The following is a 23041-nucleotide window of genomic DNA, read 5'->3' as shown; positions in this document are numbered from 1 at the left end:
GCAGCCGCGTTCAGGGCCGCAGCAGGAAGAACGGACAGCGGTACGGGACGCGGGATCACGCGTCATCGCGTTCATGATGATCACCGGAAGGAAGGTTCTCGCGGTGTTCGTGAACACCGGAGCCCTGCGGGAGCTTGGAGAACAGCTCCAGGAAGTCGGCGATCTCGAAGCCGGCCTCGGCGGGGTGACGGAAGTACGCATGGCGGGTGACGCGGTAGTGATTGCGGCGCCCGTAACGGGCGCGGGTCAGGTACCCCGCGCTCTCCAGATCGGTGACGATGGCCTGAATCGCCCGCTCGGTCACCCCGCACGCGCTGGCGAGATCACGCAGTCGCACTGCCGGGTCGCGCGAGACCATCAGCAGGACCCTGGCGTGTTGGGTCAGAAACGTCCAGCTGGTACGAGGCTCGCGCGCATCGCCCATACCACAAGTATGAACCTCGATTCGGGTATGGCCAGTCCGGATTCCGAGGTCCGGTCTGCGGGAAGGCGGGTGGCCCTGCTGACGACGGTCCGCCTGCGCACGTTTTGCGGTCCCTTCGCGCCGCGCGGACCCTGGACCTGACGAGAGGATTGCCATGAGCGACCCCGAGGAAGAAGACACCGCCCGCGATGACAAGCAGGTGCGAGAGCGCTCTGCGGAGGAGCGGCAGATCGTGGCGCCCACGCCGCCTGATGTCCGTGCCGATGACGACGACGAGGAGCCGGAGCCCCCGGCGGCCGATACGCAGGCTCCGTGACTTCGTCTGCCCGGAAAGGACAGCATCCGCAGAGGAGCGGGATCCGATGACCGAGTACGGCTATTTCCTCTCGTGCGAGGAGTTCACCCCGGCGGAGCTGATCGACCAGGCCCGGAGGGCACAGCAGGCCGGGTTCACCCGGCTGGCGATCTCCGACCACTTCCATCCGTGGAACGACCGGCAGGGCAACAGCCCGTTCGTCTGGTCGATGATCGGCGCGCTCTCGCAGGCTGTCAGCCTGCCGGTCACCACGCTGGTGACCTGCCCGACCGTCCGGCTGCACCCTGCGGTGACCGCGCAGGCGGCCGCCACTTCGAGCGTCATGCTCGGCGGGCGCTTCGCGCTGGGCGTCGGCACTGGTGAGGCATTGAACGAACACGTTCTCGGCGACCGGTGGCCTTCCTTCGCGGAGCGCGCCGAGATGCTGGAGGAAGCGGTGGACGTGATGCGCAAGCTGTTCACCGGCAAGCTGGTCAGCCATCGCGGCCGGCACTACAGCGTCGACAACGCCCGCTTGTACACCGCGCCCGACGGACCGCTGCCGGTGCTCGTGTCCGGGTTCGGTCCGCGGGCGGCCGAGGTGGCGGGGCGGATCGGGGACGGGTTCGTCACCATGAGCCCGGACGCGGACCTGGTAGGTGCCTTCCGTGAGGGCGGCGGTGCCGGCAAGAAGGTCGTGGGCGGCGTGAAGGTGTGCTGGAGCACCGACCGGGACAAGGCCGTTGACGCGGTGCACCGGCTGTGGCCGACCGAGCTTCTGCCCGGCGAACTCGCCCAGGTCCTGCCGACCCCGGCGCACTTCGAGCAGGCCGGCGAACTGGTCACGCGCGAGATGATCGCGGACGCGGTGACGTGCGGGGACGAGGTGGAGGAGCACCTGGAGACGGTGCGCGGCTACGTGCGGGCCGGGTTCGACGAGGTGTACGTCGGTCAGATCGGCTCGGACCAGGAGGCCTTCTTCGACGCCTACGGTGGGCTTGTTCTGCCCGCCCTCAATCGCTGAACCGGGCCTTGTTCGGGACCCGTGGTGGGTTTGGGCTCTGCTCCGGGGGCATGCGCACGTGTGCTGCGGGAACCGGCCCGCCGCGATGCGGAAAGAGGTGTGAACGTGATGAGCGGAGAGGACAAGGTCCGAAACGTTGCCGAGAAGGCCGAGGGCAAGGCAAAAGAAGCAGCAGGCAAGGTGACCGGTGACCGGACGCTGGAGGCCGAAGGCAAGGCCAAGCAGGTCAAGAGCGATCTGAAGCAGGCCGAGGAGAAGGTCAAGGACGCGACGAAGCACTGACCTGCCCGCCTTCGCCAGAGAGGACGTTCTGCGCGGTCAGAACGTCCTCTCGTCGCGACCGAGACCGTTTGCGCTCTTCAGAGGTGGCACCGCACCGACGCGCCCTACCGGGATCCGGCCGTGACGCGGTCAGGGTCGGCGAGCGCGCTGGTGTCGAGGTGCCTGAGAAGTGCGGCCACCGAGGTGTGGACCTCGACGGCGCCGGCTGCGCGCAAGGCCGGTTCGCCGACGCCGCCGGACAACACCGCGATGCACGGCACCCGGGCCCGGGCGGCGGCCTGCACGTCCCAGGGAGTGTCGCCGACGAACAGTGCCTGGTCGGGTTCGGCGCCGGCTTTGTCGAGGGCGGCGCGGACCAGGTCGGGGGCGGGCTTGCTGGCGTCCACGTCGTCCGCGCCGGTGACGGCGTCGATCACGTCGTCGGCATCCAGGACACGGCGCATCACATGCAGGTCCCTGTCGGAGGCGGAGGAGGCCAGCACGATCGTCCAGCCGCGCCGCTTCAGTTCCCGCAGCAGTTCGGCCGCGCCGTCGAAGGCCCGCAGCCCGGGCCACAGGCGCGCGAACAGGGCTTGATGTGCGGTGCTGACTGCTTCGTCCTCACTGCGGTCGCGGTCCTCGCCGAGGACATGGTCGAGCAGTTGGTCGCCGCCCATGCCGATCGCCTCATGGATGCGTGCCATCGCCGGAGTGTGCCCGAATTGGGCGAGCGCCTCGGTCCAGGCGACCGTGTGCCAGTAGCTGGTGTCCAGCAGGGTTCCGTCCACGTCGAACAGCGCTGCGGCCGGCATCGGGCGCCTCCTTCGGCTACGGGTGGTCTGCCGTTTCTCGACGCTACGGCTGTGCGGCCCGGCTCGCACGCACTGCCGCAGCCCGTTTACGGTCGCCGATCGCGGAAAGCCGCACCTCATGACGGGTCACGAGCATCCCGCCCGGAACGTGGTGGTCACCGGGGCCAGCGCCGGCATCGGCCGCGCCTGTGCGGCGGCGTTCGCCGCCCGCGGTGACCGTCTCGCGCTGATCGCCCGGGGCCGGGCCGGCCTCGACGGCGCTGTACGCGAGGCCGTACAGCGGGGCGCCCCGAAGGTGATCGCCATCGAGGCGGATGTCGCCGACCCGGACGCGGTGGAGGGCGCAGCCCAGCGGATCGAGGAAGAACTGGGGCCGTTCGACGTGTGGGTGAACGCCGCCTTCGCCTCCGTCTTCGCGCCCTTCGCCGAGATCACCGCCGAGGAGTTCCGACGCGTCACCGAGGTCTCCTACCTCGGCTACGTGCACGGCACCCAGGCGGCGCTGCACCGGATGCTGCCGCGCGACCGGGGCGTGATCGTGCAGGTCGGGTCCGCCATCGCCTACCGCGGCATCCCGCTGCAGAGTGCCTACAGCGGTGCCAAACATGCGATCCAGGGCTTCAACGAGGCGCTGCGCTGCGAACTGCTGGCTTCCGGCACACGGGTGCGCACCACCATGGTGCAGATGCCGGCGGTGAACACCCCCCAGTTCGACTGGGTCCGCTCGCGTCTGCCGAGGCGGGCGCAGCCGGTTCCGCCGATCTACCAGCCCGAAGTCGCAGCCCGGGCCGTGCTGTTCGCGGCCGGGCATCCCGGGCGGAGGGAGTACTGGGTCGGCGGCAGCACGGTGGCGACCCTGCTCGCCAACGCGGTCGTGCCGGGCCTGCTGGACCGGTACCTGGCCCGCACGGGCTTCGAGGCCCAGCAGACCGACCAGCCCCGCCGGCCGGGCGACCCCGACAACCTGTTCGCCCCGGTGGACTCCGCGCAGGACTTCGGTGCCCACGGCCGCTTCGACGACCGGGCCCGTGCAGGATGCCGCCAGCAGCAGGCCGTCCATGCCCTTGGCGCCTTCGCCGGCGCAGCGCGGCGGGTGTCCGGCCGGGTGGGGAAGGGTCTGCCCGAACGCTGCGCGGGGTTCGTTTCACAGCTGCGGGGCGGGTGCGTCCCGCAGTCACATCGACAGGAGTGAGTGGCCATGCCTGCTGGTTCGAGCAAGAAGCGGGAACGGCAGTACGAGCACATCAAGGAGAGTGCGTTGGATCGCGGTGAGAGCGAGAAGCGTGCCAAGGAGATCGCCGCCCGCACCGTGAACAAGGAACGTGCCCAGCACGGCGAGTCGAAGACCGCCAGTCGCAGTTCGGTCAAGGACATCTCCTCCTCCCGGCGCGGAGGCCTGCGTTCCCACAGCGGTTCGCAGGGCCCGACCAAGGAGCAGCTGTACAACGAGGCCAAGCAACGCAACATCCACGGCCGTTCGAAGATGAACAAGCAGGAACTCGAACACGCCCTCGGTCGATAAGTTCTCATGTCGACCGATCCCGACGCGGCGACACCGCCGCGGGTCCGACCGCGACAAGCGCCCGAGCCTGCGGAGGGCTGCGCCACGCGGTGACAGCCGCTCACGTCGGTCCCCGGCCGCATGCTGACGGCCCCTCATGCGGTCGGCCATGAACAGCATGAGCAATCAGGACGGCCTGGTGCGCGCGGGGATCGAGATCACGGCGTGGTCCGTAGTGCTGCTCGGCATCACGGTCGTGTCGATCAGCTCGGTCTCTGCGGTCGAGTTGCTGGTGGCCGCCATCGCCTCGGTGGGTGCGGCGTTCGCGGCACGCCGGGTGAGGCCGGCCGCCGCAGCCGATCTTCACGGCGTGCGCGGCGCAGCACGAGCGACGCTCGCTCTCCCCCTGGCCGCGCTGCGTGGCCTGGCTGTCCTGGTCTCCGAGTACGGCCTGCACGGCAAGGCACGGAAGCAGCGGCTGGTGGGCGTGCTGTTCGTCATCGGCGCGCTGGCGCTGGCCGGGCTCCCCCCGTTCGGCACCGGCCTGGGCAAAGCCCTCGGTGAGGATGCCGCCGGCCACTGGCAGCCCTGGCTCCCCGCGGTGTTCGTCGCCGCCTCCGCTGCCACTGGCGCCGCCGTGCTGCGCGTCGCGCTGCGGATCTTCTGGGCCGTGGGCCCTGCCGTGCGCGGCCGGACCGACGAGGAGGAGACCACCGGCGAGGGCGAGGAACCCGAGATCCGCACCGCGGAGCGCGCCCTGCCGCCCACCATGATCGTTGTCCCCGCGATCCTGCTGGCTCTCGCATTCGCTGCGGGGTGCGTGCCCGCCTTCGCCGACTCGCTCGTCCGTGGAGCGGCACTGTTCACCGATCCCGCTCGCTACTCGGCCGTCGTGACCGCCGGTCCCGACAGCCCGCAGCATCTACCCGTACCAGCCGCTGCCTGGACCTGGACCGGAGTGCTGCTGGGCATGCTGTCCGCCGGTCTGGCTGTCGCGCTCGCCGTGGCCACTGTCCACCGACGCGTGCCCCGGCTCGCTTCTGGACATCCGCTCACCCGGATCGTCCGGTCGCCGCGCCGCCTGCACTCCGGCCGCCTGGGCGACTACATGGCCTGGCTCGCCCTCGGCATCGCGGTCCTGTGTGTCGCCATCACCGCTCAGACCTGAACCCTGATTTCTGCGTCGCAGGCGCTCCTCCGCCTGGATGCGGCCTTCAGGATTCTCGAGTCCGGCCGCGCCGCTCGGACCCCTGCAACGTCCGCCACGGTCACGCATCGTTCGCACCCGGCCGGGCACAAGCCGGAACGAGGAAGGTGGTTGTCATGGTGGCGCTGCTGCTCGTTCTGCTCATCATCCTTCTGCTGTTCGGGGCAGGCTTCGCCGTCCACGTCCTGTGGTGGGTCGCGCTGGCCGTGCTGGTGCTGTGGCTGCTCGGGTTCGTCGTCCGCAGCGCTTCCGGATCCGGTCGGGCCCGCTGGTACCGCTGGTGACCGGCTGTACGTGCCGGTAGGGCGATTGCGACCCCACGCGCGGGCTGCACGAGAGCTCCCGCCCGCCCGCGCGGGTGGCCCCGGCGGCGGGCGGGAGCAGAACGGCTCAGAGTGCCGCGGGGAAGCGCTCCCAGACCCGGTGCGTGGCGAGCTGCTCGGCCAGCGCCGTGACGGCCTGTCCGGCGTCCGTCTCGACGAACGCGCCCGGCGCCTGCGGGTCCACTCCCGCCGCGGCCCACAGGGCGCGGGAGTCCGCGCGGCCGGCGAGCGGCTTGGCGTGCCGGTAGGCCTCGTTGACCAGCAGGACGACCCGGGAGTCGAGTGCCGGCTGCCCGCCCGCGACCGCACCGGACCTGGCGTCCCGTGCGCCGCGGTCGTTCGCCCCCGGCTCGGGAGCGTGGGCCACCAGGATCGCGTCGAACTCGATGGACCGGGCGGCGCCGAAGGTCCGCTGCACGGTGAGGTCCTCGGCCGGCGGCGCTCCGGTGGGTGCGACGACCAACGGCAGCAGGCCCGCGGCACCCGCCGCATCCCGTGCGCCGCGGACGACGGCGGGGTCACCGCCGGGGCCGGCGACAATGGCCAGTACCCGGCCGGTCGCGGGCCAGCGCCGCCCGACGCCCGATCGGCCAAGTCGGCCTCGGCGCAGACTGGTCCATCAGCACCACGCCCCGTCCTCCCGGACCAGCACACCGGGAGCCGAAGCGAAATACACAACCGCTGCCTTTGATTGGCCCCTCATACGGTCGTACGACGGGGGATGCGTGAGCGATCTGAGGGTGCTTCGACTCGGGCCGGACGGCCGGGACGTGGAGCTGCGCGGCTCGACGGCGGCTCTGGAAGTTGCACTCCAGCGCCGGGTGGAGGCCGGGATGGAACAGATGCTCGGCATTCGGTTCCTGGCCTCGGAGTATCCGACCGGTCGGTGGCACCGGGGGCGGTTGACTCGATCGGCCGGGCAGGTCGGGCAGAACCTGGTTGAGGCGGAGGATGCCCAGGGGTTCTGCAGGACGCGCCCGTTCGCCCTGACCGGATGCGCCTTCGTCCTCACCGGCGCCTGCACGCTCATCCCGTTGGCACCGCCGCCCCCTTCGGGGGTGAAGCCGTCCAGACTGTCGCGGCCAGTGCCACAAAATGACCACCGGGTTTCATTGCCGACCAGCCCTGACCGGATCAGGCGATCCTGCCGGTCGGATTTCGCTCGGCACAATCAGAAATTGAGTGAACGGCCCTCAACCCGCTGATCCGCAAAAAACGCCGGTAGGTTGATGCCTGTGCCGGTCAGCCGGCACGGCCCCGGGTTCGGTCGCCCCATCGTGCCCGGGGTCCGTACGAATCGGTCGAGGTTTACGAGAACAGGCAATGCTCGAACCATTTCACCGAGGGCGGCGTCGATTCCTGCCGTTTCTCGATTTCGCCAAAGCTACCAGAAATTTCCCGCCGAACCGGGCCCTGCCCTCGTTCGGGGTAATCAGCGTCACCGCGCGTTTGAGCGGCGTGCTGGCGGTTCTTCTCATCAGCTGGGTGGCGCTGGGAAGCGAACCCGTCGCCACCTCCCGGGCGGTGCTGCTGCTGTGCCTGCTCCGGTACACCAGGGAGGTGGTTCTCCAGGTCAGGTGGGGGCGGGTGGTCTGAACCTGCGGGGCGGTCCTCCGGTTCGGGGGAGGGCCGTCCCGTGCGTGTGTACGGGAAGAGAACTGACGAGCGGCAGGCGGAGACATGTGGTCGCATTCCTCGACCAGAACTGTGGGGTGCCGGCAGGAGTCCGGCGCTCGCGCGCGATCCCTCCGGCCGCGGTGCGACTTCGAGGCGTTCGTTCAGCTCTACGGGCCGGACTACGGGAGGTACGCCCGGGCGCGGCTCGCTGACGGTGGGCTCGGGTCCGAGGCCGTCGCGTGGACGTTCGGGTACATCGAGGCCAGGTGGGAGGCCCTGCTGGGCTGCCCCCAGCCGATGGCCGAGTGCTGGCCGCTGCTCCGGGGCGCGGTGTCGGCGCGGGCCGCGTCGAGCCGGCGGGGGGAAGGCTGGTTGCACTCGGCCCTTCCGGAGGCCGCCGCCGACGTGGTTCTCCTGCGGTACCGGCTGGGACTCGGCGTTCCGGAGGTCTCCCGGCTGATGGGGATCGGTGAGGGCGCCGTGGAGGTCGAGTGGCGGCTCGCGCTTCGCATGCTTGCCCGCACATAGCACTGCACGTCGATATGGCATATGCCGTCTGCCGGCCCGCCGAAGGGGCGCCCTGGCGCGCGAGGTGGCGAATCACCTGCGGAAATCCGCCAGGCTCTCGCCACTGTGCGCCATCGAGTCGTCCGCGCCACTCGGATGGGGGCATGGTGCGGGAGCATGCACCTGCCTACGATTAGACCCCGGCTCTCGGGGAATCCCCCGGGTTGCTCCGGCCACGGAAGGGGCACCGTGGGTAGTGAGAACGGGCAGTCATCTGCCATCGACACATCACGCCCGAGCGCAGCACGAATGTACGACTGGCTATTGGGCGGGGAACTCAACTTCGAAGCGGACCGCGAAGCCTGCGAGAAGCTCCTGGCGATAGCGCCCAGCAGTCGCGATCTCGCTCTGAACAATCGGTGGTTCCTGGAACGCGTCGTCCGTTTCCTGGCGCGCGAGTGCGGGATCAGACAGTTCATCGACCACGGCTCGGGGCTGCCGACCAGGCCGAACGTGCACCAAGTCGCGCAGGATGTGCACCGCGACGCCCGGGTCACCTACATAGACATCGATCCTGTCGTGATCGCGCACGGCCGCACCTCGCTCGACGTGAACGACGGGACGAGATTCATCGAGGCCAACATGACCGACACGGACCGCATCGTCGAGGAGGCCTCCCGGGGAGGGTTCATCGACTTCGGCCGGCCCGTCGCTGCCTTGTACGTCTCGGTGATCCACTGCTTGAAGGACGACGAAGACCCCGCGGCGATGATCCGGCGCATGCGGGATCACCTCGCCCCCGGCAGCTACCTGGTGATCTGCCAACTGGTCAGCGACGACGAGCGGGTGCGCGACGAGGTCACCGGCCTGATGAACCGCGACACGGGCGGCCGTTGGGGACGGGTCCGCGAGAAGCACGACGTCCGCCGGTACTTCGACGGCCTGTCCGTTCTCGATCCCTACCTGGTGGACGTCACCGACTGGCGCCCCGACTCCGATCTGCGCCGGCCGCAACAGACCCACGAGTGGCTGGAGTTCGGCGGAGTCGCGCGGGTTCGCTGAGCAGGGGCCCGGTCAGCGAGCAAAGCGCTGCCGGGCCTCCTCCAGGATCTTCCGGCTCTTGGGGCGATCGGCGGCGTCCGCCATGAGCTTCAGCAGCGTGGCCGCGTAGCGTTCGTACGACGGCACGTTCCCCCGCGCCCGCTCACCCTTGACGAAGTACTTGCTCTGTTCGTCGGTCTCCAGGTAGATGACGGAGGGCAGCCCCGTGGAGCCCTGGCCGAACTCGAGTTGCGTCAGCGAGCAGACGTTGGTGAGGACTTGGTGCTCGCCGTCCAGCGGGACGATGCGGATCTGGACCTGCGGGATCCAGGTGATGTTGATCAGGCGTTCCAGCTGCTCGACCATGGTCTCCCTGCTGCCGATACGGCGCCACAGGATGCTCTCGTCGAAGACGGCGATGCAGTCCGGCACCTCGGAGAACAGGCGGTCCTGGCGGTAACGCCGGACCTCGATCCGCTCCTCGATCTCGCCGGGACCGAGCGCGGGCTGGCTCCTGGCCATCACCGCCCTCATGTACGCCTCGGTCTGGAAGAGCCCGGGAACAAGATCGGCCTCGTAGGTCCACAGCCGCTCCGCCGCAGGTTCCAGCCCCACCAGCTGACACATGAAGAACGGCACCGTGATGCCCGACTGCTGCCACTCCGGAGGCTGGCGGGCCAGATCCGTGAGCATCCCGAGCCACGTCCGCTGCCCGGGGCTGACGCCGTAGACACCGGCGAGGAGATCCACATCCTGCCGTTGGGGCAGCAGGTCTCCATTCTCCAGCTTGCACAGCTTCGAAGCGGACATCCGGGTATCGCGGGCAACGTCGCCCTGCTTCATTCCCCGGCCGATCCGCAGCGAGCGCAGTGTGGCACTGAGCACCACCGCTGCGACCATCGGGTTCTTCTTCGGATCGGCACTCGACCGACCGATCGGAACGATTGCCTCAGAACTGCCAAAATCCGACACGCGGACCCCAACGGTGTGAGCGAGCCGACAAATAGTCGGTCTCATCTTCCCACAATCGGGGTCCGCGCGTTTACGGACCAAGTTCGCCCAGAAATGCTAAATCTCGATCAGGTGGTCGAATTCCCCGCGCTTGGCTCCCTGCACGAAGGCCTCGAACTCGCCGGGCGTGAACAGCAGTGCCGGGCCCTGCGGGTCTCGCGAGTTCCGGACCACGAGGTCGCGGGTCTCCACGACCGCGAGTTCCACACACTGTCCGGTCGGCGCGCTTGCGGTGCTCTTGATCCAGGTGACGTCGATCGTATCGGCCGGCATGCCGTTCCGGTAGTTCGCCATGGCGGTCATCCCCTCTTGTGTTCGATTTACGAGGCCTCTGGAAAATATGACCAGGTGCCGGGCTCCGCAGGTGGAGGCGTTAGGAAATTTCCCCCGGCGAAGCAATGTAAAGCGTAGCCCTCGCTATTCGAACAGCGAGCCCGCCAAATGGGTGACGACAATTGGTCGGCTGATATCACCGGTCGTGGGTATTGGTCAGCAGTGAATCTGCCGGCCCGCCGGCAGGCCCGGTCGCGGTCACGACGCGGCCCGGTGGTGCGAACGACCGGTGGCCACAGGGGTGTCCCTCCGCCACACCGGGCAGCTCCGGAACTGCCGGTGCACAGCCGCACCGTTCCGGCGGTGGGGCCTTGTCCCTGTCGGCCAGGCGTCGCTAGCTTGATGAACTCCTGTGTACGGAACGGGAGTTCGTGGGGGGCGGTGCAACGCATGCCGACCGGCGTCGGAGCTGTGGTCGATGTGTCCAACGTGTGCTGGTCGGGGCGGCTGCCGCCGCTCAGCCGGCACTTTCCGTTGCTGGCCCGGCTGGAGCTGGTCCGCGACGCCTGGCACCGGCAGTACGGTGCGCACGCCCCGCTGGTGCTGGTCGCCGACAACTCGCTGCGGCGGGCCCTGTCCGCGGAGGATCGGCAGGCGCTGCGGGGGCTGGAGCGTTCCGGCGAGTTGCGCTTCGCGCCGACCGCCGACCCGGTGCTGCTCGAACTGGCCCGTGACCGGGGCTGGTTCGTGATCAGCGACGACCGGTTCAGGGACCTGCGGCGGCAGCATCCCTGGATCGAGGAGTTCCCTGGGCGCTTCCTCAGCTGGGAGTGGCACGGCGGCACGGCGCGGCTGGGGCCGAGCGGCATCCGGCCGGAGCCGGACCACGTGGTCTCCCGGGCGCTGGAATACAAGGAGCTCAAGCACGGGCAGCACATCGACACCCGCGTCCCGGCGCACGACCAGGTGCTGCGCAGCCACTGGCGGTGCACGACGCGGGGCTGCGTCAAGGCGTTCCTGTGGCCGGACCGGCTGCTGGACTGGCCGTCGATCGACCGGGGAGGGCAGGTGGTGTGCACCTGCTGCGGCTGTCCGCTGGAGGAGGCGGGGCCGCGCGGGGCCGGGCGGCTGTTCGTGCTCTCGGACGCCGCCGGCGGTGCGGAGTTCCTGCGGTTCCCGATCAGTGTGGGCAGCGCGGTGCAGTTGGGCCGCGGCGATCTGAGCCACGGCATCAATCTGACGGCTTCCGAGCTGCGGCCGCCGCGCGAGGTGCGGCGGGTGAGCCGGCGGCATCTGATGCTCTCGCTGGAGGAGACGCCGAACGGCCCGCGCGCGTTCGCGGTGGACCTCGGGTCGGGGAACGGGACGGTGCTGCACCGGAGTTCCGGGCGCAGGCTGGAGCCCGGCGAGCGGGTCCCGTTCGCCGAGTCGGACCGGCTGGTGCTGGGTGACGCCGTCGCGGTGCGGCTGTCGGGCCGCCTGCACCTCAGCGCCGAGGAGCAGGCCCCGCCCGGTCTGGACGGCGCGGGCGGCAGCCGGACCTTTCTCGACTGAACTGCCGCCGCTGCGAGTCGATCTGATTCTGCGTCAACTGGTCACAGCGGCAGCCCGATTGGATAACCTGAAGACATGCTGGTGAGCCTGACCCGGGTGGGGCCCGCACGGCAGTCCCTCACCAAGGGGGTAGCCGTGACCGGCCCGGACACCGCAACGCTGCTGCGTTCCGTGCGGCTGCCCGGACCTCCGCCCTCGCTGCCCGCCGCCGAACTCCGCACCGACGAACGCGCCGACGGACGCGCCGACGGCCTGTTCGGCGTCGCCCTGCCGGGGGTCTGGCTGGGGACGCCCGGCGCCCGCGAGGTGGCGTACGGGTACCTCGGGGCCGTCCTGTCCGCGCTGGCCGACACCGCGCGCGCCCTCGGCGGAGCCCTGCACGCCCCCGGCGTGCGCCTCGCCCCGGCGGGCCCGCTGCCGGCCCTCGGCGGCGACCTGCACGGCCTGGCGGTGCTGGACGACGCCGAGCAGGAGGTGCTCTGCAACCTGCTGCGCCGGCACAGCCCGACGCTGATCGCACTGACCGGACGGGCCCGGATCGGCGGCCCGGCCGATCCGGTCGGCTCGCGGCGGCTCGCCGACTCCCGCGAACACCTCGCCGCCCGCTACCTGGCCTCCGCCGACCCGCGCCACCTGCACCACGTCCGCGCCGAACTCCGCCGCCGCCACGGCATCGCGGACCTGCTGCGGATGGATGTCGCCCCGCTGCCCGCGGCGTCCGGCGCACCGGCCGAGGCGCTGGTCCGCTGTGTGGACGCCCAGGTGTCGCTGGCCGATCTGCGCGCCCAGGCGCTGCTGTTCGCGGCGCTGGCGCTCAAGGCCCGGCGGACGGTCCGGGCCGGCGAGCGCGAACGGAACATCCCGCAGAGCGTGATCGAGGCCAACCGGGCCCGGGCGGTCGTGCACGGGCTGCGCGCCCGGTTCGCCCCCGAGTCGACGGACTCCGGCCGGGCGCAGCGGACCAGGCCCGCCCGCGACGTGGCCCGGCGGCTGCTGACCGACCTGGTGCCGGAGTTCGGCCTGCTCGACGCGACCGCCGAGGAGCTGCTGCCGCTGCTCGCCCCCGTCGAGCTGCCGTCGTTCGGGCTGCCCGGCCTGCGCACCTGGGACCTGCTGCTGCGCACCGCCCGGGAGGGCCGCGGCAGCGGGCCGCTGGCCCAGCACGCCGAACAGCTGCTCCGCGATCCGCGCCCCGGCGGCGAGTTGGCGGCCCGGTTGGCCCAGGACTCCCCCGGCGTACTGGAGTTGCTGCTGAGCGACTGGCGCCGCACTCTCGCCGAGGGCGTCGCGCCGGCGCCCCGCGCCAGGGAGCAGTCCGGCCGTCCCAGGTCTCCCTCCCAGCCGGGCGGCCGTCGGCCACAGGGCCAGCGGCGGCAGGGCCAGGGCCAGGGCCGGCGCTCGCAGAACCCGAACCCTCGGCGGAGGGACGGCTCATGACCGACCGTCCCACCGGTCAGGTCGAGGCGGTGCTCGACCTGCGCGACTGGTCCACGCCGATCGGCGGACAGGACGAACTGGCCGCCCTGTGGGCGCAGTTGGAGCCCACCCTGTACGGCCGTCCGGTGCGCGGCGGCGCCGTGCACTCGTGGGACGCCGAGCAGGGCACCATCCGGCTGGAGATCCTCCGGGTCGTCCCCGGCGTCCCCGTCCTCGCGCCGGACACCCGGGTCGATCTGGTGGCGGTGCGCGAACCGGCCAGGCTGGTGCACCGCTGTGCCGCCTGCGACCGGGCGGGCCGGGCCGGTTACGGCGTGTTCCGCTGCCGGGGCTGCTCGGACGCCGGGCTGCCGGACCTGGTGTGCGTCGACCACGCGGTGCTGCTGAGCGGCGCGCTCACCCCGAGCTGTCCGGAGCACCGTCCGCGTTGTCAGGAGTGCGCCGCCGACGCGGTCTTCTGGTGCGCGGGCGCCGACTGCCGTACCCGCCGGGCCTGGTGTGCCCGGCACCGCACCAGCCATCCGCAGGATCCGGACACCGACTACTGCCCGGGCTGCTACCGGCGGGCGTTCCCGGTGTGCGAGGAGCGCGGCTGCGCGTCGGTCGGCACGGTCTCCTGCGACTGGCTCGACCAGGCCGGCCGGCCGTGCGACCGGCAGGCCTGCACCCGGCACGCCCGCCGCTGGCAGGTGTTCGGCGCCGAACGGGTCGGGCTGGGGCTGTGCCGGGCCCACAGCACTGTGGCGGGCCTGCCCGCCGACCGGCTGCTGTACCAGATCTGCGCGGGGGCGGTCCGCAAGCCGGGCGTGCGGGTGCCCTCGCTCCAGGCGTTCGCTCACAACCTGCGCAACTGCGGCCACCGCGAGCTCGCCGCCGACTACCGGGCGATCCGCGCCGCGCTGGACCGGGTCCGGGGCGGTGTCGGGCCGGCCTTCGACCGGGCGGCGGCCGACTGGGACCGCGAACTGGGCACGCTGGCCGGTCGCGCCGTCGAGGGCGAGCAACTCCTGCGCGCGCTGCAGCAGTTGCTGAGGCAGCAGGATCCGCGCTGGGGTGCGGAGATCGCCGCCGGGCTGCGGCTGCAGGAGTTCAAGGCGGCCCGCACCGGCGGGCCCGGCGGTGGCCGGCCGGCGCTGCTCTGGGTGTACCTGCCGCAGGAGCTCCAGGGCCGGTTCATCGGCCCGCAGGGCTCCCGGATCAGGTCCTACTCGGAGCAGCTGGGCGTGGACATCCGGCTGGCGGACGGCAAACGGAGGGGGCCTCGATGAGCGAGTCGCTGCCGAGCGCGGCCACTCACCGGCTGTACCCGGTGCCCGAGGGCGGGCCGGTCGCCGGGCAGCGGGCCGGGATCGCCCGCGCCGAACTACCGGCCGGCGCCCCGGCCGCCGGGCTGCCCGCGCTGTTGGTGCTGGACGGCGCCGGCGGGCCCGTCGAGGCGGAACTGCGGCTGGTCCCGGTGGCGGAGGTCCCCGCGGGGGTGGTCGCGCTCGGCGAGGACCGGGCCGCCGCGCTCGGCGTGGAGGCGTCGCCGGCGGAGCAGCGCTGGCGGATCGACCGGCCGCCGGTGGTGCCGCTGCGCCGCGTCCGGTTGGAGATGCCGACCGAGTCGCCGCTCGACACGGCCGTGCACGACCTGGCCGGCGCCGGACTGCCCGGCCGGCTGCTGTGGCTGCCCGCCGAGCCCGACCGCGAGCTGTGGCTGGACATCGGGGGCCTGCCGTACCGCATGCAGCTCGCCGACGCGGGCGGCCGGCGCGGGGTGCTGGGCGAGATCACCGCGCAGACCGAGGTCGAGCTGTTCGCGTCCGGGGCCCGCAACGGCGTGGACATCGTGGTGCTGGCCGACTGCAGCGGCTCGATGAGCGTCGACGACATCCCCGGCGTCCTGGACGAGGGCGGCGGTTTCCTCTCGGCGCTGCGCCGCCCGGGCAGTCCGCGGCGGCGGCAGCGGATGGAGGCGCTGCGCGAAGCCCTCCAGTACCTGCTGGCGATGCGGTTGCAGCTGAGCGGACGGGTCTCCCGGCTGGCCCTGGTGCAGTTCACCCACACCACGCAGCAGGTGTTCCCGCGCGGCGGCGGCATGGCCGAGCTGGACGCCGGGTCCGCCGGGGAGACCGTCGAGGAGTTCCGGCAGGCGGTGACGCTGCTGCGCCCGCTCAACGCCGGGACGAACATCGGCAACGCCCTGCACGACGCCGCCAACCTGCTGTACCACCACGGCAAACCGGGCAACGAGAAGCTGGTGGTGCTGGTCAGCGACGGCGCGCACTGGGCGCCCAAGGGCGACCAGGGCCTGGGCGAGGTCGTCCGCGCCGCCGAGGAACCCGTCAGCCTGATGGAGCACCTCCACCGCGACATGGGCGTGCGCCTGCACGCCATCGGCATCAGCACGTCCGACATGTACCAGCGGTGGCTGCGGGACGGGAACCGGGGCGGGACGGCGCTGGAACCCAACCACGAACTGCTCGGCCAGCTGGTCCGGGTCGGCGGCGGGGACAGCGCCGCGATCGGCGGCTTCGAGGTGCTCGCGGAGTACTTCTCCGGTCTCGGCTCCGGCACCTCCCGCCGGGTCCCGCTGCGCCCCGGCGGCGGCGCGAGTGGTGCGGGCGGTGCGGGCGGTGCGGGCGGCGGCGGCCGTCCGCTGCACCCGCTGGCGGTGGCCGCGCTGCGGGCGCTCGCCGAGGAGCCGACGCTGCCCGCGGGGCGGGGGCCGGGCACGGCCGGCCAGGCGGAGCGGCTGTCGGCCGCCGCGGCCCGGGTCGTCGCGGAGTCCGAGCGGGTGTTCGGCCGACCGCTGCTGGACGCCCGCAACGTCAAGCGCGCGGTGACGCGTTCGGTGGTCGGCGGCGACTCCGAGGACGGCCGGCGCTCCTTCGTCCGCGACCTCACCGCCGCCTTCCGGCCCGCCCGGCCCGCGGCCGTCCCGCCCGGGCTCGGCGAGCCGCTGGACGCGCTGCACCGTTTCCTGGACGAGGCCGCCGCGCAGGGCGGCCGGGCCGAGGACGCGGCCTGGCGCGCCGCCCGGATCGAGGAGCTGGCCGGCCTGCTGGAGCGGCTGGCGGCTGCCCTGGCCGATGTCCGGGAGGTGCCCCCGCCGCCGGCCGCTCCCCCGCGTCCGATCGCACAGCCCGTACCGCCCGTACCGCCCGCACCCGTCGCCGATCCCGACGCCACCGACCTCGGCCCGCCGCCCGCCTCGTTCGCCTTCCGCTACCGGGGTGAGGAGTGAGCTTCGAGGCCGGTCTGACGCTCGGCCCGGCGCACCGGCCGGACGAGTACCGCCTGCTGCAAAGGGTCAAGGCCGGCGGCGAGGGCGAGGTCTGGCGGGCCGAGCGCACCGACCGGGACGGCGCTCGCGACCTGTGCGCCGTCAAGATCCTCCGGCCGTACGGGCCGCGCGCGAGCGAGGAGGAGATCGAACGGTGGCGGGCGCGCTGGGAGGACAGCGCGGTCCGGGCCAACCAGCTGTCCGTGCCCGGCCTGGTGGTGCCGCTGTGCTTCGTCGGCGCCGCCCCGCACCCGCCCGGCGCGCCCGGCGGCGGGCAGGTGCCGTACCTGGTGTCGCGCTGGGTCGACGGCCCGCAACTCCAGGTCTGGGCGCAGGAATCCGCCGCGGCCCCGGCCGAACGGCTGGACGTGCTGGTGCGGCTCTGCCGGATCGTCGACGAGCTGCACGACCTGGGCTGGGCGCACCGGGACATCTCGCACGCCAACGTGCTGGTGGACGCCGCCGGGCGGCCCCACCTGATCGACCTGACGTTCCTGGCACGGCTGGACCGGCCGCTGCGGACCAGGGTGGGCACGCCGGGCTTCGGGGCGGCCGAGGAGGAGCGCCTGGGTGCTCCACCCAGCACGGCGAAGGACGCGTTCTCGGTGGGTGCGCTGGCCCGCATCCTGCTGGTGCCGGACGCCCGGATCCGCGACACGGCGCGGGTCGCGGCGCTGACCGGCGAGGAACTGGAGGAGGCCGGGTACTCCACCGCGGCCGTCGACTGGCTGCTGCGGGCGCTGGACCCGGACCCGGCGGGCCGCCCGTCCCCACTGACCCCGTGGGCCGAGCGGCTGCGCGAACTGGTCGCCGCCGGCCCAGCGCCGCGGCACGGCTGCCTGTCGCTGACCGCCGACGCCCGGGACCGGCCGGTCGTCGTCACCGGCGGCCCGCAGGGCCTGCGGCGCTGGTCCACCTCCGCCGAACCGTCGCGCCTGACGGGCGGCGGGCCGCGGGGCGTGCGCGCGGTGGCCGTCGTCCGCGACGGCGCCGGGCGGCTGGTCACCGCCGCCCTCGACCGTTACGAGGTGCTCTGGCTGGGCACCGAGGCGGACGGCTGGGAGCAGGTCCGGTACGGCGCGCGGGGGCTCGCCACGCTGGTCTCGCCGTTCGGCGAGGCGCTGATCTGGACCGCCCAGGCGACCGGCCTGTGCCTGCTGCGCCTGCGCCCGGACGGCGGCCGCGAGGAGCAGACCGTCCCCGACGTGTGGCCGGCCCGGGTGCTCACCGCGGCCTGGGACGCCGACGGCACCCCGGCGGTCGTGGTCGCGGAGGAGGGCCGGGTCACCCACTGGACGTGGCCGCTCGCCCCCGGCGCCGGTCCCGTTCCCGGTCCCAGTCCCAGTCCCGGTCCCGTTCCGGCTCCGGCTCCGGCTCCGGCTCCGGCTCCGGCTCCGGCTCCGGCGACCATGCTCGCGGCGGGCGCCCGGCAGGCCGCTCTTGCGGTCAACCACTGGGGCGAGCTGACCGCCCGGCTCCTCGACCCGTCCGGACTGGTGCACCCGCTCACCCGGCACTTCTCGGGCGTGTGGGAGCCGGACGGCGCGCCCGCACCGGGCACCGAGTCGCTGCTGGTCACCCTGCGGGGCGGCCGGGGCGCGGTTCAAGCGACGCCGGACGGCCTGGCCGTCGACACCGGCGCGCACGCCGAACTGCTGGGCGGCTCGGCGGCCTCGCTGCCCGCTCTTCACCTGGGCCGCGACGGCCGCTTGCTGGCCGCCGCCGTGATCGCCGGCGACCAGGTCTGCTGCTGGCAGGAGGACTGGGACGGCAGTTGGCAGCCCGTCCCCCTGGTCGCGGACCGGCCGTAGGCGTCAGCTGCGCAGGTGCGGGCTGGTCCAGCCGCCGGTGTCGTAGTCGGACATGCAGGTGGCGACCAGGTCGCACAGCTCGTCGTGGAGTCCGCTGCCGAACGCCTGGTGGTAGGCCTCGATGCGGGTGACGTCGGGGTCGGTCGGTCAGGTGCGGCGGAGCTCAGCCGGCCATCGCGCTGATGCCGCCGTCGATCACGAAGTCCGCGCCGTTGATGTACGCGGCGTCGTCGGAGGCCAGGAACACCGCGAGCTTGGCGACCTCCTCGGGGCGGCCCGGCCGGCCCGCCGGGATGGTCCGCAGCAGGGCGGGGACACCGCCGTCCGGGTCGTCGATGTGCGGTGCGGTGGCCGGGGTGCGGATCAGACCCGGGCTGATCGAGTTGACCCGGATGTTGTGCGCGCCGCCCGCTCCGCACAGGTGCCGCGTCAGCGCGAGCACGCCGCCCTTCGCCGCACCGTGCGCGCCCTGCTGAACGAACAGCGCGCCGCGGGAGCCCGAGATCGAGGCGATGTTGAGGACCACGCCCCCATGCTTGGTGAGGTGCGGCCAGGCCGCGGAGGTGCACTGGTACACCAGGTCGAGTTCGTTGCGGATGGTGTAGTGCCAGTCCTTGGGGGTGAGCCGGTCGAAGGGCGCGTTGCGCATCGACGAGGCGTTGTTGCACAGCACGTCGAAGCCGCCGTACTCGCACAGCGCGTACTCCACCCACTCCTCGGCCCCGGCCCGGACCGACAGGTCGACGGGCGCGAGCGAGATCATTTCGCCACCCACCTCCTTGACCAGGCGGGCGGTCTCGTCGGCCGCCTCCGGGTCGCGGCCGCAGCCCACCACCCTGGCCCCCTCGCGGGCGAACTCCAGCGCCGCGGCCCGGCCGATGCCGGAGCTGGTGCCGCTGATCAGAACGGTCTTGCGGTCGAGTCGGCCCATCGGACTTCCCTCATGGTGCTGGTACAGGGGCTTGCTGACGCAGAGCTTCGAGGAACGCGTCGGTCCGCTCGGGCGTGGCGATGCTCCGCCACCTGGCGGGCCGCATCGCGCTCAGTTCGGCGGTGTCGTTCGCCGGGGTGCCGGTGCCGGTGCCGGTGCCGTGGCCGTTGACGTAACCGACGGCGTCGGGGGTGAGCACCGCGTCCGCAAGCGCGCCGAGCATCGCGGTGCGCAGCCCGCCCCCGTCGGGTGGCGGGGCGGTGACGTGGTGGGCGTCGCCGGCCAGGCCGTAGCCGAGCACGTACGCGCGGCGGGCGCGGGGCGGGCGCGGGCGGACTCCTCCGCGAACGCCCACCGCCTCCCCTGGGTTCAGGCCGCCGCTGCGCCCGTACGGGGCGCACGGCGCGGGGTCGATCGCCTTCCAGGTGAGCACTTCGAGTTGGGCGAGGCTGTCGTAGATCGGCTCCGGAAGTTCGGCAAGCGGCCGGTCGGCGGGACACTCGTGCAGGGAGGTGCCGAGCACGGCCCCGACCGTCTCGCGCACCAGCAACTCGGACAGCGGCGGCGCGGACAGCGCGGGCTCAGGCGTGGCCATGGACACCGGACCTCCTTGCCTGCTCGGGCAGTTCGTCCGTCAGGTGGCCGTCCGTGGTGGTGAGCAGTGCGCCGATCCTGCCGGAGGCGATCAGTGCGGCCAGGTCGGCGAGTTCGGTGTCGAGCCGCCTGTCCCGGTCGAGGAATCCGACGACGGTGCGCACCAGGTCGTACGCCGCTTGGGTGGCCGGTGCGAGGCGGTCGCTGCCGCGCAGGTCGGCGGCCTGGCAGAGGGCGGCCAGGGTGATGGCGGCGATGTGCTGGACGAGTTCGACGGTGTGCCAGGCGTCCCGGGCCGCGACGGTGGCCATGCTGACCTTGTCCTGGTTGTGGGACTCGGTGGAGCGGGAGAACGCCGTGGCCGGCATGGTGTTTTTCAGTGCCTCGGCGGCCAGTGCGGAGGAGGCGCTCTGTGCGGCTTTGAAGCCGTGGTGAAGGCCCGATTCGTAGTCCGCGTCGAGCACCGGCCGAATGAGGTTGGCCGTCAGCCCGTGGTTGCTCTTCTCGTCGACCAGCAGGGCGGTCTGACGGTCCAGCAGGTCGCCGGTGCTGGCCAGGGCGAGTTTGAGGGCGTCCATCGCCTGGCCGACATGGCCGCCGTAGAAGTTTCCGCCGTGGTGGACCTCGCCGGTGTCGGGGTCGAACAGTGGGTTGTCGTTGGTGGAGTTGATCTCGGTGTCCAGCCAGTCGGCGGCCCAGCCGAGGGTGTCGTTCAGGACGCCGGTGACGTGTGGTGCGCAGCGGACGGAGTACCTGTCCTGCAGGCCGGAGCGCAGCAGTTGGTAGCCGTCCCCGGCGAGCCTGGGGTTGGTGCCGACCCGGTCCTCGTGCCGGACGGCCAGCCTTGAGCCGTGCAGCAGGCGGCGGACCCGCGCGGCGCTGGTGTACTGCCCGGGGTGTGGCTTGTGCTGGTGGAGGAAGGGTTCGAACGGCGCCGTGCTCGCCTCCAGCGTCTCGGCGGCGAGCGCCGTGCAGAGGTCCGTGACGGCGGACAGCTCGTGGGCGGCGCGGATCGTGGCGACGGCGTAACCGGCCATGAAGGACGTGCCGTTGATGAGCGCCAGGCCCTCCTTGGGGGCGAGCCGGAGTGGCGTCAGGCCGGCTTCCCGCAGTGCGTCGGCGGCGGGCCGGAGCTCGCCCCGGTGCAGCGCGGTGCCGTGGCCGGTCAGCAGGTCGGCGAGGTAGGCGAGCGGGACGAGGTCTCCGCCGGCCCCCACGGAGCCGCGCTGTGGGATCACCGGCAGGATGTCCGCGCGGAGGCAGTCGGCCAGCAGCTCCACCACGGCGACTCGCACGCCGGAGTAGCCCCGGGCCAGGCAGTTGGCCCGGATCAGCATGGTGGCCCGGACCACCTCGGCCGGGGCTGGCTCGCCGTTCCCCGCCAAGTGGCCCGCGATGAGGTTGCGTTGCAGGTCTGCGGCCTTGGCCGGGCCGATGTGCCGACCGCAGCTGTCGCCGAAGCCGGTCGTCACCCCGTAGACGGGCCGGCCCGACGCGACCAGCTCGTCCTTGACCCGGGCGGATGCCGCCATCCGGTCCTCGGCGGCTTCGTCCAGCCTGACGTCCCACCCGTCCGGTCGGCGGGCGAAATCCGCTACGTCCTCGACGCTCAGCGAATCCGCGCCGAGCAGCAGCACCGCACCCACGGAAATTCCCTCCCGACGTCAGATTTCCAGGCGGACCGATCGTAGGCGAAAGCTCGGCGCGAAGGAAAATTAATTGCGGGAAAGTCGCCCGGACGAATGATTTGTCATCAAAATTGCCCCATCGGCTGGAAGTCGGCGGCCCGTTCCGAGAATCCTCCGCAGCCGGAACCCGGCACCGCAACAAGAGGCGGGCGGCCCGGATTTCGCAGTCGCCGAATCCACCCCAGCATGGAATTTCCGAAAAGAGGAATAATGCCCGTATCGAAAATCCGCCCCCGAACCTGGGCCGCCGCGCTCGCCCCGGCGGGCGAAAACAGGCACGGCAGGCACGGCCACCGAGCCCACGAGCGCCACCTGCACCGGCACCACGACCCTCGTCGTGAGCCTCTCCAGCAGCGCCACCGCAGGATTCGAAGGCACGAAGGTCGACGACTACCGGTGCACCTTGAAGGGCAACGCCGGCGAGCTCATCGGCAGCTCCTCGGCGATCCTGCCGCCCGTCCGAAACCGTCCACGGTGATCCGCACGGCCTGGCCCTTGTTCAGGAACACGGCCTCCCCGGTGCGGAACACGGTGCCGCCGTCGGTCCGTGCCGCGCCCGGGCCGTGCCACATCACGCCGAAGCGCCGCGACCGGACCGTCCCCGACTGCGGGATCAGGGTCGTCAACTCGCCTTCGGTCAGGCCGAGTTCCCGGCTGTCGTTCAGCTCGCGCACGGCGGCCCGGTGGCTGTCGCCGAAGTGCACGATGCCGCCGCGGACGACGGCGGCGTGGTCGGCGACGTCGAACTCGCAGCCAAGAAAGCGTTCGGTGGCGTCCCCGATGGCATAGGCGCCGTAGCCGGACCGGCCGGTGATGGTCACCCGGCTGTTGACGGCCACCAGCCGGCAGTCCTGGCCGACGTCGCTGGAGGGCACGCCCCAGCCCTCCGAGGAGAGCTCGCAGCCGAGGTAGGCGGCCGTCGTGCCCCGGCCCAGCAGGTTGATGGTGCGCACGTTGCCGGGAACACCTCGCCGGTGGACCGGACGGCGAGACCGTCGACGCCGGACCGGCCGACCCGCCCGCCGAGCCGGGCGGCGAGCCGGGCGGCGAGCACGGACCTGGCCGCGTCCGGCCCGTCGGCGGTGACGCGCAGGGCCCGCCGGAGCTGAAACTCGAGGCCCTGGAAGGCCACGGCGTTCTGCTCGCACACGCTGACCACCACGCCGCCGCGGTACTCGCCGGGCGCGATCCGGGCGCGATCCGGGCCCGGTCGCCGCCCGTGACGGTCAGCTCCGTGCCGGTCTCCACGCCGTCGACGGTGAGCGTCAGCACCTGCCCGGCCGGGGCGGTGAGGGTGCCACCGGGCTCGACGAGGAGGCGACGCAGCCGCGTGGTGCGGGTCAGGGTGACGGTGCTGCCGTTCCTGACGGTGAGTGCGGCGGGAGGGGTGCTCCAGGGTGCGGCGGCGAGGGCCGCTCCCAGGGCGAGGACGCGGCGGCGGCCTGGTGGCGTAGCGACCTCG

The 23041-nt window shown here is 72.3% G+C and carries 23 protein-coding genes; 14 read left to right on the top strand and 9 right to left on the bottom strand.

Annotated elements, in window-relative coordinates; genetic code table 11:
• Positions 1–55 precede the first annotated feature (55 nt).
• On the bottom strand, positions 56–424 hold the full coding sequence (locus ACIHEI_RS16855; RefSeq protein ID WP_396607140.1) for a helix-turn-helix transcriptional regulator: 369 nt from the start codon (positions 422–424) through the stop codon (positions 56–58).
• A gap of 154 nt (positions 425–578) precedes the next feature.
• Here ACIHEI_RS16855 and ACIHEI_RS16850 point away from each other — a divergent pair, with 154 nt between their 5' ends.
• The 3 genes from ACIHEI_RS16850 to ACIHEI_RS16840 all read left to right on the top strand — a co-directional run bounded on the left by ACIHEI_RS16850 (position 579) and on the right by ACIHEI_RS16840 (position 2025).
• Entirely contained in the window at positions 579–740 is a 162-nt protein-coding gene (locus ACIHEI_RS16850; protein WP_396607139.1) for a hypothetical protein, read from the top strand.
• A 46-nt stretch (positions 741–786) separates the two neighbouring features.
• Complete coding sequence (locus ACIHEI_RS16845) at positions 787–1743, top strand: TIGR03557 family F420-dependent LLM class oxidoreductase (protein WP_396607138.1); 957 nt, start codon at positions 787–789, stop codon at positions 1741–1743.
• 108 nt (positions 1744–1851) lie between these two features.
• Positions 1852–2025, top strand: coding sequence for a CsbD family protein (locus ACIHEI_RS16840; RefSeq protein ID WP_396607137.1), 174 nt, complete (start codon positions 1852–1854; stop codon positions 2023–2025).
• A 104-nt stretch (positions 2026–2129) separates the two neighbouring features.
• Here ACIHEI_RS16840 and ACIHEI_RS16835 read toward each other — a convergent pair whose 3' ends face one another.
• Positions 2130–2816, bottom strand: coding sequence for an HAD family hydrolase (locus ACIHEI_RS16835; RefSeq protein ID WP_396607136.1), 687 nt, complete (start codon positions 2814–2816; stop codon positions 2130–2132).
• A gap of 118 nt (positions 2817–2934) precedes the next feature.
• Between ACIHEI_RS16835 and ACIHEI_RS16830 the strand changes: the two genes are divergently transcribed.
• The 4 genes from ACIHEI_RS16830 (at position 2935) to ACIHEI_RS16815 (ending at position 5808) form a co-directional block, all read left to right on the top strand.
• Complete coding sequence (locus ACIHEI_RS16830; protein ID WP_396607135.1) at positions 2935–4008, top strand: SDR family oxidoreductase; 1074 nt, start codon at positions 2935–2937, stop codon at positions 4006–4008.
• Positions 4009–4014: 6 nt separating this feature from the next.
• Positions 4015–4338: a plasmid stabilization protein gene (locus tag ACIHEI_RS16825; protein ID WP_392945907.1), complete on the top strand. Its 324-nt coding sequence runs from the start codon at positions 4015–4017 to the stop codon at positions 4336–4338.
• 157 nt (positions 4339–4495) lie between these two features.
• Entirely contained in the window at positions 4496–5485 is a 990-nt protein-coding gene (locus ACIHEI_RS16820) for a hypothetical protein (protein ID WP_396607134.1), read from the top strand.
• Between the two features lie 155 nt (positions 5486–5640).
• On the top strand, positions 5641–5808 hold the full coding sequence (locus ACIHEI_RS16815) for a hydrophobic protein (protein WP_392945903.1): 168 nt from the start codon (positions 5641–5643) through the stop codon (positions 5806–5808).
• 106 nt (positions 5809–5914) lie between these two features.
• On the opposite strand, the gene ACIHEI_RS16810 is transcribed toward ACIHEI_RS16815, so the two are convergent.
• Positions 5915–6394: a hypothetical protein gene (locus tag ACIHEI_RS16810; protein WP_396607252.1), complete on the bottom strand. Its 480-nt coding sequence runs from the start codon at positions 6392–6394 to the stop codon at positions 5915–5917.
• Positions 6395–7836: 1442 nt separating this feature from the next.
• Here ACIHEI_RS16810 and ACIHEI_RS16805 point away from each other — a divergent pair.
• A complete protein-coding gene (locus ACIHEI_RS16805) occupies positions 7837–7992 on the top strand; it encodes a sigma factor-like helix-turn-helix DNA-binding protein (protein WP_392945902.1) in 156 nt (51 codons plus the stop codon).
• Positions 7993–8220: 228 nt separating this feature from the next.
• A complete protein-coding gene (locus tag ACIHEI_RS16800; RefSeq protein ID WP_396607133.1) occupies positions 8221–9033 on the top strand; it encodes an SAM-dependent methyltransferase in 813 nt (270 codons plus the stop codon).
• A gap of 12 nt (positions 9034–9045) precedes the next feature.
• Here ACIHEI_RS16800 and ACIHEI_RS16795 read toward each other — a convergent pair whose 3' ends face one another.
• Together ACIHEI_RS16795 and ACIHEI_RS16790 are read right to left on the bottom strand one after the other, a co-directional pair.
• Positions 9046–9912: a helix-turn-helix domain-containing protein gene (locus tag ACIHEI_RS16795; protein ID WP_396607132.1), complete on the bottom strand. Its 867-nt coding sequence runs from the start codon at positions 9910–9912 to the stop codon at positions 9046–9048.
• A 168-nt stretch (positions 9913–10080) separates the two neighbouring features.
• Entirely contained in the window at positions 10081–10317 is a 237-nt protein-coding gene (locus ACIHEI_RS16790) for a DUF397 domain-containing protein (RefSeq protein WP_396607131.1), read from the bottom strand.
• Between the two features lie 429 nt (positions 10318–10746).
• On the opposite strand from ACIHEI_RS16790, the gene ACIHEI_RS16785 reads away from it, so the two are divergent.
• The 5 genes from ACIHEI_RS16785 (at position 10747) to ACIHEI_RS16765 (ending at position 18366) form a co-directional block, all read left to right on the top strand.
• Positions 10747–11850 carry an FHA domain-containing protein gene (locus ACIHEI_RS16785; protein WP_396607130.1) on the top strand — a complete coding sequence of 368 codons (1104 nt, stop codon included), beginning with the start codon at positions 10747–10749 and terminating at the stop codon, positions 11848–11850.
• A gap of 75 nt (positions 11851–11925) precedes the next feature.
• Complete coding sequence (locus ACIHEI_RS16780) at positions 11926–13287, top strand: hypothetical protein (protein ID WP_396607129.1); 1362 nt, start codon at positions 11926–11928, stop codon at positions 13285–13287.
• A complete protein-coding gene (locus tag ACIHEI_RS16775; protein WP_392945890.1) occupies positions 13284–14555 on the top strand; it encodes a KH domain-containing protein in 1272 nt (423 codons plus the stop codon). The genes ACIHEI_RS16780 and ACIHEI_RS16775 overlap by 4 nt, the downstream gene beginning before the upstream one ends.
• The gene (locus ACIHEI_RS16770) at positions 14552–16516 is read left to right on the top strand and encodes a VWA domain-containing protein (protein ID WP_396607128.1); all 1965 of its coding nucleotides are present in this window, start codon (positions 14552–14554) and stop codon (positions 16514–16516) included. Before ACIHEI_RS16775 ends, ACIHEI_RS16770 begins: the two co-directional genes overlap by 4 nt.
• Entirely contained in the window at positions 16513–18366 is a 1854-nt protein-coding gene (locus ACIHEI_RS16765) for a serine/threonine protein kinase (protein ID WP_396607127.1), read from the top strand. The genes ACIHEI_RS16770 and ACIHEI_RS16765 overlap by 4 nt, the downstream gene beginning before the upstream one ends.
• A 163-nt stretch (positions 18367–18529) precedes the next feature.
• On the opposite strand, the gene ACIHEI_RS16760 is transcribed toward ACIHEI_RS16765, so the two are convergent.
• The 4 genes from ACIHEI_RS16760 to ACIHEI_RS16745 form a co-directional block, all read right to left on the bottom strand.
• The gene (locus ACIHEI_RS16760) at positions 18530–19297 is read right to left on the bottom strand and encodes an SDR family NAD(P)-dependent oxidoreductase (protein ID WP_387648216.1); all 768 of its coding nucleotides are present in this window, start codon (positions 19295–19297) and stop codon (positions 18530–18532) included.
• A gap of 10 nt (positions 19298–19307) precedes the next feature.
• The gene (locus ACIHEI_RS16755) at positions 19308–19892 is read right to left on the bottom strand and encodes a hypothetical protein (protein ID WP_396607126.1); all 585 of its coding nucleotides are present in this window, start codon (positions 19890–19892) and stop codon (positions 19308–19310) included.
• Positions 19879–21537, bottom strand: coding sequence for a histidine ammonia-lyase (hutH, locus tag ACIHEI_RS16750; protein ID WP_396607125.1), 1659 nt, complete (start codon positions 21535–21537; stop codon positions 19879–19881). Before hutH ends, ACIHEI_RS16755 begins: the two co-directional genes overlap by 14 nt.
• A gap of 467 nt (positions 21538–22004) precedes the next feature.
• Positions 22005–22532 (bottom strand): hypothetical protein, encoded by a 528-nt coding sequence (locus ACIHEI_RS16745; RefSeq protein WP_396607124.1) that lies wholly within the window; start codon positions 22530–22532, stop codon positions 22005–22007.
• Positions 22533–23041 lie beyond the last annotated feature (509 nt).

The organism is Kitasatospora sp. NPDC051984, assembly GCF_044593455.1.
GTDB lineage: Bacteria > Actinomycetota > Actinomycetes > Streptomycetales > Streptomycetaceae > Kitasatospora.
This window is presented reverse-complemented; position numbering and strand designations above follow the sequence as displayed.

Coding starts and splice junctions, on each gene's coding strand:
- ACIHEI_RS16760 (WP_387648216.1), bottom strand. CDS start 19,297: ATGGGCCGACTCGACCGCAAGACCGTTCTGATCAGCGGCACCAGCTCC.
- ACIHEI_RS16820 (WP_396607134.1), top strand. CDS start 4,496: ATGAGCAATCAGGACGGCCTGGTGCGCGCGGGGATCGAGATCACGGCG.
- ACIHEI_RS16840 (WP_396607137.1), top strand. CDS start 1,852: ATGAGCGGAGAGGACAAGGTCCGAAACGTTGCCGAGAAGGCCGAGGGC.
- ACIHEI_RS16830 (WP_396607135.1), top strand. CDS start 2,935: ATGACGGGTCACGAGCATCCCGCCCGGAACGTGGTGGTCACCGGGGCC.
- ACIHEI_RS16815 (WP_392945903.1), top strand. CDS start 5,641: ATGGTGGCGCTGCTGCTCGTTCTGCTCATCATCCTTCTGCTGTTCGGG.
- ACIHEI_RS16780 (WP_396607129.1), top strand. CDS start 11,926: ATGCTGGTGAGCCTGACCCGGGTGGGGCCCGCACGGCAGTCCCTCACC.
- ACIHEI_RS16770 (WP_396607128.1), top strand. CDS start 14,552: ATGAGCGAGTCGCTGCCGAGCGCGGCCACTCACCGGCTGTACCCGGTG.
- ACIHEI_RS16850 (WP_396607139.1), top strand. CDS start 579: ATGAGCGACCCCGAGGAAGAAGACACCGCCCGCGATGACAAGCAGGTG.
- ACIHEI_RS16855 (WP_396607140.1), bottom strand. CDS start 424: ATGGGCGATGCGCGCGAGCCTCGTACCAGCTGGACGTTTCTGACCCAA.
- ACIHEI_RS16825 (WP_392945907.1), top strand. CDS start 4,015: ATGCCTGCTGGTTCGAGCAAGAAGCGGGAACGGCAGTACGAGCACATC.
- ACIHEI_RS16790 (WP_396607131.1), bottom strand. CDS start 10,317: ATGGCGAACTACCGGAACGGCATGCCGGCCGATACGATCGACGTCACC.
- ACIHEI_RS16835 (WP_396607136.1), bottom strand. CDS start 2,816: ATGCCGGCCGCAGCGCTGTTCGACGTGGACGGAACCCTGCTGGACACC.
- ACIHEI_RS16775 (WP_392945890.1), top strand. CDS start 13,284: ATGACCGACCGTCCCACCGGTCAGGTCGAGGCGGTGCTCGACCTGCGC.
- ACIHEI_RS16785 (WP_396607130.1), top strand. CDS start 10,747: ATGCCGACCGGCGTCGGAGCTGTGGTCGATGTGTCCAACGTGTGCTGG.
- ACIHEI_RS16755 (WP_396607126.1), bottom strand. CDS start 19,892: ATGGCCACGCCTGAGCCCGCGCTGTCCGCGCCGCCGCTGTCCGAGTTG.
- ACIHEI_RS16795 (WP_396607132.1), bottom strand. CDS start 9,912: ATGGTCGCAGCGGTGGTGCTCAGTGCCACACTGCGCTCGCTGCGGATC.
- ACIHEI_RS16845 (WP_396607138.1), top strand. CDS start 787: ATGACCGAGTACGGCTATTTCCTCTCGTGCGAGGAGTTCACCCCGGCG.